This is a genomic window from Kitasatospora sp. NPDC048298 (assembly GCF_043201465.1).
In the GTDB taxonomy this organism is placed as follows: Bacteria; Actinomycetota; Actinomycetes; order Streptomycetales; family Streptomycetaceae; genus Kitasatospora.
On record NZ_JBICYZ010000066.1, the window covers coordinates 45168 to 56241 of the forward strand.

9 protein-coding genes are annotated in these 11074 nt (G+C 74.3%); 8 read left to right on the forward strand and 1 reads right to left on the reverse strand.

Annotated features, from left to right (window positions below; translation table 11 throughout):
* Positions 1 to 48: 48 nt before the first annotated feature.
* Complete coding sequence (locus ACGF0D_RS34780; RefSeq protein WP_392923073.1) at positions 49 to 981, forward strand: LysR family transcriptional regulator; 933 nt, start codon at positions 49 to 51, stop codon at positions 979 to 981.
* 72 nt (positions 982 to 1053) lie between these two features.
* On the forward strand, positions 1054 to 3660 hold the full coding sequence (gene clpB, locus ACGF0D_RS34785) for an ATP-dependent chaperone ClpB (protein ID WP_392923076.1): 2607 nt from the start codon (positions 1054 to 1056) through the stop codon (positions 3658 to 3660).
* Between the two features lie 107 nt (positions 3661 to 3767).
* On the opposite strand, the gene ACGF0D_RS34790 is transcribed toward clpB, so the two are convergent.
* Complete coding sequence (locus ACGF0D_RS34790) at positions 3768 to 4049, reverse strand: helix-turn-helix domain-containing protein (protein WP_392868550.1); 282 nt, start codon at positions 4047 to 4049, stop codon at positions 3768 to 3770.
* Between the two features lie 416 nt (positions 4050 to 4465).
* Here ACGF0D_RS34790 and ACGF0D_RS34795 point away from each other — a divergent pair, with 416 nt between their 5' ends.
* From ACGF0D_RS34795 to pyrE, 6 genes are all read left to right on the forward strand, one after another.
* Entirely contained in the window at positions 4466 to 5023 is a 558-nt protein-coding gene (locus tag ACGF0D_RS34795) for a YbjN domain-containing protein (protein ID WP_392923079.1), read from the forward strand.
* 120 nt (positions 5024 to 5143) lie between these two features.
* Complete coding sequence (locus ACGF0D_RS34800) at positions 5144 to 6304, forward strand: pyridoxal phosphate-dependent aminotransferase (RefSeq protein WP_392923081.1); 1161 nt, start codon at positions 5144 to 5146, stop codon at positions 6302 to 6304.
* A 501-nt stretch (positions 6305 to 6805) separates the two neighbouring features.
* A complete protein-coding gene (locus tag ACGF0D_RS34805; RefSeq protein ID WP_392868556.1) occupies positions 6806 to 7336 on the forward strand; it encodes a DUF2617 family protein in 531 nt (176 codons plus the stop codon).
* Between the two features lie 154 nt (positions 7337 to 7490).
* Complete coding sequence (locus tag ACGF0D_RS34810) at positions 7491 to 9137, forward strand: polyamine aminopropyltransferase (protein ID WP_392923083.1); 1647 nt, start codon at positions 7491 to 7493, stop codon at positions 9135 to 9137.
* Positions 9138 to 9351: 214 nt separating this feature from the next.
* Positions 9352 to 10350 carry a CoxG family protein gene (locus ACGF0D_RS34815; protein WP_392923085.1) on the forward strand — a complete coding sequence of 333 codons (999 nt, stop codon included), beginning with the start codon at positions 9352 to 9354 and terminating at the stop codon, positions 10348 to 10350.
* A 44-nt stretch (positions 10351 to 10394) separates the two neighbouring features.
* Positions 10395 to 10931: an orotate phosphoribosyltransferase gene (gene pyrE, locus ACGF0D_RS34820; protein WP_392868562.1), complete on the forward strand. Its 537-nt coding sequence runs from the start codon at positions 10395 to 10397 to the stop codon at positions 10929 to 10931.
* Positions 10932 to 11074: the final 143 nt, after the last annotated feature.

An 11074-nucleotide genomic window follows, 5' to 3' on the forward strand; every position in this document is an offset into this window, starting at 1 on the left:
CGGGCGGCCGGTAGCGCCGGGGATTCTATGGGGGCATAGCCTGAACCTATGGCTCTCTCCTCGCACGTCCCCGAACTCGGCGCCCTGGAACTGCTGCTCGCGGTGGCCCGGCTGGGCAGCGTCGGACGGGCGGCGGCCGAGCTGGGCGTCAGCCAGCCGACCGCCAGCGCCCGGATCAAGGGCATGGAGCGGCAGATCGGCGTCCCGCTGCTGGACCGCTCGCCCCGGGGCAGCCGGCCGACCGAGGCGGGCCGGCTGGTGGTCGAGTGGGCCCGGCAGGTGGTGGAGGCGGCGCAGGCGCTGGACGCCGGGATCGACGCGCTGCGCGAGCGGCGGGACGCCAAGCTGCGGGTGGTGGCCAGCCTGACCGTCGCCGAGTACCTGATGCCCGGCTGGCTGCTGAGCCTGTCCGAGGCCAGCCCGGGGACGGCGGTGACGCTGCGGACGGCGAACTCGGCGGAGGTCGCCGGGCACGTCCTGGCCGGGGACGCCGACCTCGGCTTCGTCGAGGGCCCGTCCACCCCGCCCGGGCTGGCCGGCGCCGTGGTGGCGGCGGACCGGCTGGTGGTCGTGGTGGCGCCGGGCCACCCCTGGGCCCGCCGCCGCGCCCCGCTGACCGGGGCCGAGCTGGCGGCCACCCCACTGACGCTGCGCGAGCCCGGCTCGGGCACCCGGGAGGTGCTGGAGACGGCCCTGCGGCCGTACGGGGGCGTGGCGCGGCCCCGGATGGAGCTGGCCTCGTCCACCGCGCTGAAGGCGGCGGCGATGACCGGGGCGGGGCCGGTCTGCCTGAGCGAGCTGGCGGTGACGGAGGAGCTGGCCACCCGGCGGCTGGTCGAGGTGCCGCTGGCGCGGGAACTGGACCTGCGGCGGCCCCTGCGCGCGGTCTGGCCGGCCGGGCAGCGGCCGGGCGGACCGGCCCGGGAGCTGCTGGGGCTGACCCGGCGGACGGCCGTCCGCAATCCGACGAGCAAAAGTTGAGCGGAATAGACTCAACATAGTGCATGCTGTACGTAGCAGCAGTGCAGGACGACGAGGGAGGACCCCCCAGCAGTGGACGCCAGCAAGTTCACCACCAAGACGCAGGACGCCCTGGCCGCCGCGATCCGGCAGGCGGGCGCGGCCGGCAACCCGGACGTCAGGCCGGTGCACATCCTGATCGCCCTGCTGGAGCAGCCCGAGGGCATCGCCCGGCCCCTGCTGGAGGCGGTCGGGGCGGACGTCGCCCGGGTCGACGCCGAGGCCCGCCGCCAGGCCGCCGCGCTGCCCAGCGCGATGGGCTCGACGGTCGCCGCGCCGCAGCTCGCCCGGGACACCATCGCGGTGCTCACCGAGGCCGGCAAGCGCGCGGACGACCTGGACGACCAGTACGTCTCCACCGAGCACCTCATGGTCGGCCTGGCCGCCGAGGGCGGCGCCGTGGCCGAGCTGCTGGCGCACCAGGGCGCCACGCCGAAGGCGCTGCTCGCCGCGTTCAAGGACGTCCGGGGCAGCGGCAAGGTCACCTCGCCGGACCCGGAGGGCACCTACAAGGCCCTGGAGAAGTACGGCACCGACCTCACCCAGGCCGCCCGGGACGGCAAGCTCGACCCGGTGATCGGCCGCGACCACGAGATCCGCCGGGTGGTCCAGGTGCTCTCCCGCCGGACGAAGAACAACCCGGTGCTGATCGGCGAGCCCGGCGTCGGCAAGACCGCCGTGGTCGAGGGTCTGGCCCAGCGCATCGTGGCCGGCGACGTGCCGGAGTCGCTGCGCGGCAAGCGGCTGGTCGCGCTGGACCTCGGCGCGATGGTCGCGGGCGCCAAGTTCCGCGGCGAGTTCGAGGAGCGGCTGAAGGCCGTCCTGAACGACATCAAGTCCTCCGACGGCCAGGTCGTCACCTTCATCGACGAGCTGCACACCATGGTCGGCGCGGGCGCCGGCGGCGACTCCGCGATGGACGCGGGCAACATGCTCAAGCCGATGCTGGCCCGCGGCGAGCTGCGGATGGTCGGCGCCACCACGCTGGACGAGTACCGCGAGCGGATCGAGAAGGACCCGGCCCTGGAGCGCCGCTTCCAGCAGGTGCTGGTCGGCGAGCCCAGCGTGGAGGACTCGATCGCCATCCTGCGCGGGCTCAAGGGCCGGTACGAGGCGCACCACAAGGTGCAGATCTCGGACGCCGCCCTGGTCGCCGCGGCCACCCTGTCCAACCGCTACATCACCTCCCGCTTCCTGCCCGACAAGGCGATCGACCTGGTCGACGAGGCGGCCTCCCGGCTGCGGATGGAGATCGACTCCTCCCCGGTCGAGATCGACGAACTCCAGCGCTCCGTCGACCGGTTGCGGATGGAGGAGCTCGCCCTGGAGAAGGAGTCGGACCCGGCCTCGGTGGACCGGCTGGCCCGGCTGCGGCGCGACCTCGCCGACCGGAACGAGCAGTTGAGCGTGCTGACGGCGCGCTGGGAGCAGGAGAAGAAGAGCCTCAACCGGGTCGGCGAGCTCAAGGAGCGGCTGGACGACCTGCACGGCGCGCTCGAACGCGCCCAGCGGGACGGGGACTTCGAGCGGGCGTCCAAGCTGATGTACGCCGAGATCCCGGCCGCCGAGAAGGAGCTCACCGACGCCCAGGAGCGCGCCGCCGACCAGGACGCCTCCGCCTCGATGGTCAAGGAGGAGGTCGGCCCGGACGACGTGGCCGACGTGGTCGCCTCCTGGACGGGCATCCCGGCCGGCCGGCTGCTGGAGGGCGAGAGCGCCAAACTCCTGCGCATGGAGGATGAGTTGGGCAGGCGCCTGATCGGCCAGAAGGAGGCCGTGCAGGCCGTCTCGGACGCGGTGCGGCGCACCCGCTCCGGCATCGCCGACCCGGACCGCCCGACCGGCTCCTTCCTCTTCCTCGGCCCGACCGGCGTCGGCAAGACCGAACTCGCCAAGGCCCTGGCCGACTTCCTGTTCGACGACGAGCGGGCGATGGTCCGGATCGACATGAGCGAGTACGGCGAGAAGCACTCGGTCTCCCGCCTGGTCGGCGCCCCGCCCGGGTACGTCGGCTACGAGGAGGGCGGCCAGCTCACCGAGGCCGTCCGCCGCCGCCCGTACAGCGTGGTCCTGCTGGACGAGGTGGAGAAGGCCCACCCGGAGGTCTTCGACGTCCTGCTCCAGGTGCTGGACGACGGCCGGCTCACCGACGGCCAGGGCCGCACGGTGGACTTCCGCAACGCCATCCTGATCCTCACCTCCAACCTGGGCAGTCAGTACCTGGTCGACCCGGTCACCCCGGAGGCGGAGAAGCGGGAGCTGGTGCTGGGCGCCGTCCGGTCCGCGTTCAAGCCGGAGTTCCTCAACCGGCTGGACGACATCGTGGTCTTCGAACCGCTGGGCACCGGCGAGCTCAGCCGGATCGTCGACCTCCAGGTGGCCCGCCTGGGCGAGCGGCTGCAGGAGCGGCGGCTCACCCTGGAGGTCTCCGAGGCCGCCCGCGACTGGCTGGCGCTCACCGGCTACGACCCGGCGTACGGCGCCCGCCCGCTGCGCCGGCTGGTGCAGTCCGCGATCGGCGACCAGCTCGCCCGGGCGATCCTGTCCGGCGCGGTGCACGACGGGGACACCGTCGTGGTCGAGCGGGACGAGGAGGGCGACCGCCTCACCGTCCGCGGCCGGGGGCCGCTGGAGAAGTAGGACCGCCGGGCGTCCGGCGCACGGGCCGCTCCCTCCGCTCCGGCGGCGGGGGCGGCCCGTTCCGCTTCCACGCCCGGTGTCACCCGGGCGGCCTCACCCGGCGGGCGTCACTTCGCCGCCTGCCGCAGCAGCCGCCGCGTCCGGTCCCGCCGGCTGCGCGCCAGCCGGTGCAGCTCGGCCACCTGGGCGTCCGGCAGGCCCCAGGCCTGGGTCAGCAGCCGGAGCGTGGACACCCGCGGGCAGGAGACCCCCCGTTCCAGGTCCCTGATCGACCGCACGCTCAGCCCGGTCGCCTCGCCCAGCTGCTCCTGCGTCATGCCCCGGTCCAGCCGGATGCTCCGCAGCAGCGCCCCGAGCGATGCGCCGTCCCCCGTCGCCGCTCCACCCACTCCTGTTCCCCCCTCAATTCCGGACAGTCCACCTCAGGACGGCCCAACTCCCCCGGTCCGGCCGGGATTTGATCGAAGCGAGTGCCGTCGCACGCTAACCGCAACCGGTCGGCGCGGCAGCCGAACCGGCGCACCGGGCGCGTGACGTGGCTCACGCGCCCCCCGCGGGCGGCCCGCCCCGGCCCCGCGCACCCTGCGTGACCACCACGCCTTGAACCCGCCGCCGGAACCGCCGGACGGCACCCGGGAGAACCGGGGGGAAAGAACGCCGGGAAGAACGGGGGGACGAACACCGGACGAAGATCCACACACCCCCGGGCGCCCCTGTGAGCGAAGGCCCGAATGAGGCAGGATGGGAGGTGGAAAGGGCGGCCTCTCATTGCCGGCCACCACGTGCACTGAGGAAGAGGACCCCCATGAGCATCGACCCGTCGTCCATCCCGTCCTTCGGCGTTCCCCAGGGCGGCCAGCCCGGCGGCCAGGGCGGTCGGCCGGCCGGCCCGCCGCCGATCATCGTCCCGGACCAGGCCCTGGTCACCCAGCTGCTGGACCAGATGCAGCTCAAGCACGTCGTGGACGAGGAGGGCGACCTCACCGCCCCCTGGGAGGGTTTCCGCGTCTACTACATGTTCCGCGGCGAGCAGAAGGAGCTCTTCGCGGTCCGCGCCTTCTACGACCGCGCGTACCCGCTGGAGAAGAAGGGCGAGATCCTCGACCTGATCGACGAGTGGAACCGCGAGACCCTCTGGCCCAAGGTGTACACCCACACCCACGAGGACGGCGTGGTCCGCCTGATCGGCGAGGCCCAGATGATCGTCGGCACCGGCGTCAACCTGGACTACTTCGTCACCACCACCGCCAACTGGACCCAGGCCGCGGTCGGCTTCGAGCAGTGGATCGTCGAGCGCCTCGGCCTCCAGAACGAGATCGAGGGCGAGGACGGCGAGGGCGCCGAGGGCACCGACGAGGCCTGATCCCGCTCCCGGCACTCCGGTCCGGCCCGCCACCGCCTCCGCGCCGGTGGCGGGCCGTTCTTGTCCCCGGCTCCCGGCTGTCCCAGGATGGCCCTGACGACGAGCCGTGAGGAGCCACCGATGGGTACCAGGCCACTGCTGAACCGCCGACTGGCCGGGATGGGCACGACGGTCTTCGCCGAGATGTCCGCGCTGGCCACGGCCACCGGATCGATCAACCTCGGCCAGGGCTTCCCGGACACCGACGGGCCCGAGGAGGTCCGCGAGGCGGCCGTACGGGCCCTGCGCGAGGGCCGCGGCAACCAGTACCCGCCCGGCCCCGGCATCCCCGAACTGCGCACCGCGATCGCCGAGCACCAACAGCGCTTCCACGGCCTCTCGTACGACCCGGACACCGAGGTGCTGGTCACCGCCGGCGCCACCGAGGCCATCGCCGCCACCCTGCTGGCCCTGCTGGAGCCCGGCGACGAGGTGATCGCCCTCGAACCCTTCTACGACTCCTACGCCGCCTGCATCGCGATGGCCGGCGCCACCCGCGTCCCGCTCACCCTGCGGGCCCCGTCCTTCCGCCCCGACCTCGACGAGCTGCGCTCGCTGGTCACCCCGCGCACCCGGCTGCTGCTGATCAACACCCCGCACAACCCGACCGGCACCGTCCTCACCGCCGAGGAACTGCGCAGCATCGCCGAACTCGCCGTCGAGCACGACCTGCTGGTCGTCACCGACGAGGTCTACGAGCACCTGGTGTTCGGCACCACCCACCACCCGATCGCCGCGCTGCCCGGCATGCGCGAGCGCACCGTCACCATCTCCTCGGCCGGCAAGACCTTCTCCTTCACCGGCTGGAAGGTCGGCTGGGTCACCGCGAGCCCGGACCTGGTCGCGGCCGTGCGCACCGCGAAGCAGTACCTCACCTACGTCAGCGCCGGCCCCTTCCAGTACGCCGTCGCGGAGGCGCTGCGGCTGCCCGACGCCTACTTCGACACCCTCCGCGCCGACCTGCTGCGCAAGCGCGACCTGCTGGTCGACGGCCTCGGCGCGGCCGGCTTCCGGGCCTTCACGCCCGAGGGCACGTACTTCGTCACCACCGACATCACCCCGCTCGGCGAGAAGGACGGCATCGAGTTCTGCCGTGCCCTGCCCGGCCGTTGCGGCGTCGTCGCCATTCCGAACGCGGTGTTCTACGACGACGTGGACGCCGGCCGTAGCCTGGTCCGCTTCACTTTCTGCAAAAAGGACGAGGTTCTTCGGGAGGCCGTCACCCGTCTACGGCGCCTGTGACGGGCCGCACGCCCCCTTTCACTCCCTTCGAACAGAAGCGTCCATGACCCGACACCAGTTCTGATGGATCATCAACTTCCTTGATCGGCTTGCCTGTTTGCCTCAATCGAGACATCCTGGCCGCCCCTCCAGGCGTTCCCCCGCCGCCCTCCACGCCCCGCACCCGGAGGGCGGCGGTGTGTGCTGCACCCGAACAGCGCACACCCGGCGCGCACGGCGCACGATCCGGTGATAGGGGCGCGCGCTGTGCAGACTCGCACATGGACTCGATCAGACCCGGGAAGCAGATGTGCTCTAAACGGTGAATGCTTGACAAAGTTGGGTAAATCACCGGCGGACCCGGCGTATTCGTGCTTCTCTGCTGCTGAATCTCCAGCCGGAATCCTTCCTTCCACGGTCGGCCGCGCCCAGGGCCGCACAGCCACGAACAGCCTCGCCATCGCCTAGGCCTAGTCGCTGCTGCTCGGCGGGCGCGCACGGAGCTGAAACGCGGAGCCGAGCATGCTCACCACACTGCAGACCTCCTACACGGACACCCGCGCCGGTGACCTCGCCTGGTGCCTCGGCGGCGACCCACTGCCCGCGCTCGCCGTCCGCGACCTGAGACTCGACGGAGGAGGCCGCCCGGGCACGTCCGGCACCCTCCAGCTGCGCCTGCTGGGCGCCTCCCACCAGGTGGTGATCGACGCGGGCCCCGGCCAGTGCCTGGAGACCGTCGCCTGCCTGCCCGGCCGCCGCACCCCGTTGCCGGCCCGGGTGGCCAAGCAGGTCGGCGGCTGGGAGTACGAGTTCGCCGCCCGCATCGAGGCGCTGCCGCCGCACGACTTCGCGGCCCGCGCCCAGGAGCTGCTGGCCCTCGTCGAGGGGCACCCGCGCGGCCTCGCCGGGGTCTTCCCTGGCGACCCGAGCGCCTTCACCGCGCTGGTCGCCCAGGGCGGCGCGGACCGGCTGCTCTGGCGCACCTGGCACGCCTACCCGCAGGAGGGGCAGCTGGTGTGCACCCGCTCCTCGCTGGTGGTGTCCGGGGGATGACCGCCCGAAGCCCGGACCGGAACACCGATCCGGCCGTAGGCCGTCCAGCGCGGGCCTGCGAATCGTACGCAGGAACGGTTCGTCAATCCGACGTCGCCCACTGTCCGTCGGATGGGCGCAGCGATCCGTCCCGCACGTCCCCTAGCGTTTGTTCGTGATCAACCATCCGGCCGGTCCGCCCGCACGCCCGCGAGTGGACCTCGACGACGGCGCCCCACCCCGGCCCGGGCGAGGCCTCGCCCCACTCCTGCCCGCCGGCCGTCCATCCCGGCTGCGCTCCCGCCCCCGGCTCGCCCGCCTGGCCGTCCTGCTGGCCGCGTTCGTCTGCGCGGCCTGCGGACTCGTCTACGAGCTCGAACTCGTGGCGCTCGGCGACTACCTGATCGGGGACACGGTCACCCAAACCTCCGTCGTGCTCTCCGTCATGGTGTTCGCGATGGGCCTCGGCTCACTGCTCGCCAAACGGCTCACCAGCCGGCCCGCCACCGCCTTCGCCGCCGTCGAGTGCGCGCTCGCGCTCACCGGCGGACTCTCCGTCCTCGCGCTCTACTCCTGCTGGGCCTGGCTCGGCCGCTACCAGGCCGCCATGGTCGGCCTCACCTGCCTGATCGGCATCCTGATCGGCGCGGAGATCCCCCTGCTGATGACCCTCATCCAGCGGATCCGGCGCGAGGACGCCGGGCGGGCCGTCGCCGACCTGTTCGCCGCCGACTACGTGGGCGCGCTGATCGGCGGCCTCGCCTTCCCGTTCCTGATCCTGCCCGCCCTCGGGCCGGGGGACGGCGCGCTGCTCACCGGCGCCGTCAACGCCGTCGCCGGGGCCGCCGTGGTGCTCTGGCTGTTCCGCGAGGAACCGGCCCCCCGGATACGCCGGCTGCTGTGGGGCGGCTGCCTGCTGGTCCTCGGCCTGCTCGCGGCGGCCGCGGCCGGCTCCGAGGCCGTCGAACGCGCCGCCCGGCACGCCCTGTACGGCGACCAGGTCCGCTACGCGATCCGCAGCCGGCACCAGGAGATCGTGCTCACCGGCCCCGCCGAGGGCCCCCTCCGGCTCTACCTGGACGGCCGGCTGGCGGTCTGCGGGCCCGACGAGTACCGGAGCAGCGAGGGCCTGGTCCACCCCGCCATGGCGGCCGGCCCGGACACCCGGGTCCTGCTGCTCGGCGGCGGCGACGGGACGGCCCTGCGGGAGGTGCTGCGGCACCGGGGCGTCCGCACCGTCCGGCTGGTCGACGCCGACCCCGTCCTCCCCCGGCTGGCCCGCACCGACCCCGGGCTCGCCGCCCTCGACGGCCACGCGCTGGACGACCCCCGGGTCCGCACCACCGCGGCCGACCCGCTGGCCTGGCTGCGCGGCGCCGGCGCCCCCGGCGGGGACGGGCCGTACGACGTGGTGCTCGCCGACCTCCCGGCCCCGGCCGACGGCGGGCCGGTCAAGTTCCACTCCCAGGAGTTCTACGGCCTCGCCACCCGGCTGCTCTCCCCCGCTGGGCGGATCGCCGTCCGCGCCGGGAGCGACCCGGCCGGCCTCTGGCAGATCGAGTCCGGCCTGCGCGCGGCGGGCCTCCAGACCGCCCCGTACGCCGTCCCGGACAGCCCCACCGCCACCTGCCGGCCCGGCCCGCCGGGCGACGCTCGGAACTTCCTCCTCGCCGCCGCCGACCGCCCCCGGCTCACCCTCGCCCCCGACGCCCCGCCACCGCGCGCCCTCACCCCCGACACCCTCCGCACCACCACCGCCCGCCTCACCGCCCTGCGCCCCACCCACCCCCCGGCCGCCCTCACCCTCCTCGGCCCACGCTGAGGGCCGCACGACGCCGTCGCCGCTGCGGCCCCGCCGGAGCGGCGACGGGGCGGAGGAGGACGGGCTCCCGGCACGGCGGGCGCACCGGGCCGCGCCACGACCCCCGCGTCCGGGCCGGGGCGATGGTGCGACGGCCAAGGGAACAGGCGGGGCGGGGAAAATCGGATGGTGGTGGGTAGGGACCGGGCGGGGGGCAGTCGGTAGGCTCCGTGGCATGGAGCATGAGGTTGTCGTCCCGATGTCCGCCGAGCTGGTGCGGCAGGCCTTGCAGGATCCGGCGCTGCTGGCGCGGAGTGTGCCGGGGCTGAGCACCGAGCCGGCCGCGGTCGGCGCCGGTGCGGCCGAGGAGATCAGCGGCCGGCTGAAGCTGCGGGTCGGCGGCTCCACGATCACGTACAAGGGCGTGCTGTCGCTGATCGAGGGCCGGGAGGGCGTGCTGACGGTGCTCGCCGAGGGCGAGGAGGCCCGGGGCAGCGGCGAGGTGACCGCCACGGTCCGGGTCAGCGTCGCGGACGGCGCCGAGGACGGCACCGCGGCGATCCGCTTCACCGGTGACCTGAGCGCCACCGGCCGGCTGACCGAGTTCGACGAGGAGACCCTCGACGCCACCGGCCGCCGTCTGCTGGACAGGTTCGCCGCCGCGCTGGTCGCCCCGGAGGGTGAGCAGCCGCAGGACCCGGACCAGGAGGAGGACGACGCCCCCGCCGGGACCGACGCCGGTGTGGTCTTCATCGAGGAGCGCCAGGACCAGCCCGGTGACGACCTGGACGACGACCTCTCCGACCTGATCGCCTTCTCCGACGCCGACGCCGAGCGCTTCGGTCTGCCCACCGGTTCCGCCGACGACGACGAGGACGACGTCGACGGCGAGGACCCGGACGGCTCCGCCGAGCGGGACGGCGTCGCCGAGGAACTCCCCGCCGAGCCGCTCTTCGCGTACGAGGACGAGCCGGTGCTCTCCGGCCCGGTGCGCCGCAGCATCGTCGGCCGGTCCGCCGAGGAGGTGGACCACGCCCCGCCGCGCGGCCCGTACGCCCCGGCGCTGCCCGCCCGCAGCGCGCGGGCCCGGGCGGCGTCCCGCTGGGGCGGCGAGGCCGGTGGGATCGTGGTGCCGGGCACCGGCGGCCGCAGCGCGGTGCCGTGGGTGATCGGCGGCTCGGTGGCGCTGCTGGGCGGTGCCGTGGTGCTGGTCAGGGCGCTGCGCCGGCGCTGAGCCCGGAGAGCCGCCGGGACCACCAGGGCCTAGACTGAACGCTCATGAGCAACGACCGCGACGCCCTGCTGGCACAGATCAAGGACAAGGCCGTCGTGCACGGCAAGGTCACCCTCTCCTCCGGCAAGGAGGCCGACTACTACGTCGACCTGCGCCGGATCACGCTGGACGGCGTGGCCGCCCCGCTGGTCGGCCGGGTGATGCTGGACGCGACCTCGCACCTGGAGTACGACGCCGTCGGCGGTCTGACCCTGGGTGCCGACCCGGTGGCCGCCTCGATGCTGCACGCCGCCGCCGCGCGCGGGCAGCAGCTGGACGCCTTCGTGGTCCGCAAGACCGGCAAGGCCCACGGCCTCCAGCGCCGGATCGAGGGCCCGGAGGTCAAGGGCCGCCGGGTGCTGGCCGTCGAGGACACCTCCACCACCGGCGGCTCGGTGCTGACCGCCGTGGAGGCGCTGCGTGAGGCGGGCGCCGAGGTGGTCGGCGTCGCGGTGATCGTGGAGCGCGGCGGCGCGGCCGCCGTCGAGGCCGAGGGCCTGGAGTACGTGACCGCGTACACCCTGGACGACCTGGGTCTCTGACCCCGCCCGGTACGACGAACGACGGAGGGGCGGGGGGGGGGGGGGGGGGGGGACCCCGGGCCGGCGGGGGGGGGGGCGCGGGGGGGCGCCCCCCCCGCCGGGGGCGGGGGGGGGCGGCGGCCCCCCCCGGGCCGGCCGGTGCC

Coding starts and splice junctions, on each gene's coding strand:
- ACGF0D_RS34800 (WP_392923081.1), top strand. CDS start 5,144: ATGGGTACCAGGCCACTGCTGAACCGCCGACTGGCCGGGATGGGCACG.
- ACGF0D_RS34805 (WP_392868556.1), top strand. CDS start 6,806: ATGCTCACCACACTGCAGACCTCCTACACGGACACCCGCGCCGGTGAC.
- ACGF0D_RS34780 (WP_392923073.1), top strand. CDS start 49: ATGGCTCTCTCCTCGCACGTCCCCGAACTCGGCGCCCTGGAACTGCTG.
- ACGF0D_RS34795 (WP_392923079.1), top strand. CDS start 4,466: ATGAGCATCGACCCGTCGTCCATCCCGTCCTTCGGCGTTCCCCAGGGC.
- ACGF0D_RS34815 (WP_392923085.1), top strand. CDS start 9,352: ATGGAGCATGAGGTTGTCGTCCCGATGTCCGCCGAGCTGGTGCGGCAG.
- pyrE (WP_392868562.1), top strand. CDS start 10,395: ATGAGCAACGACCGCGACGCCCTGCTGGCACAGATCAAGGACAAGGCC.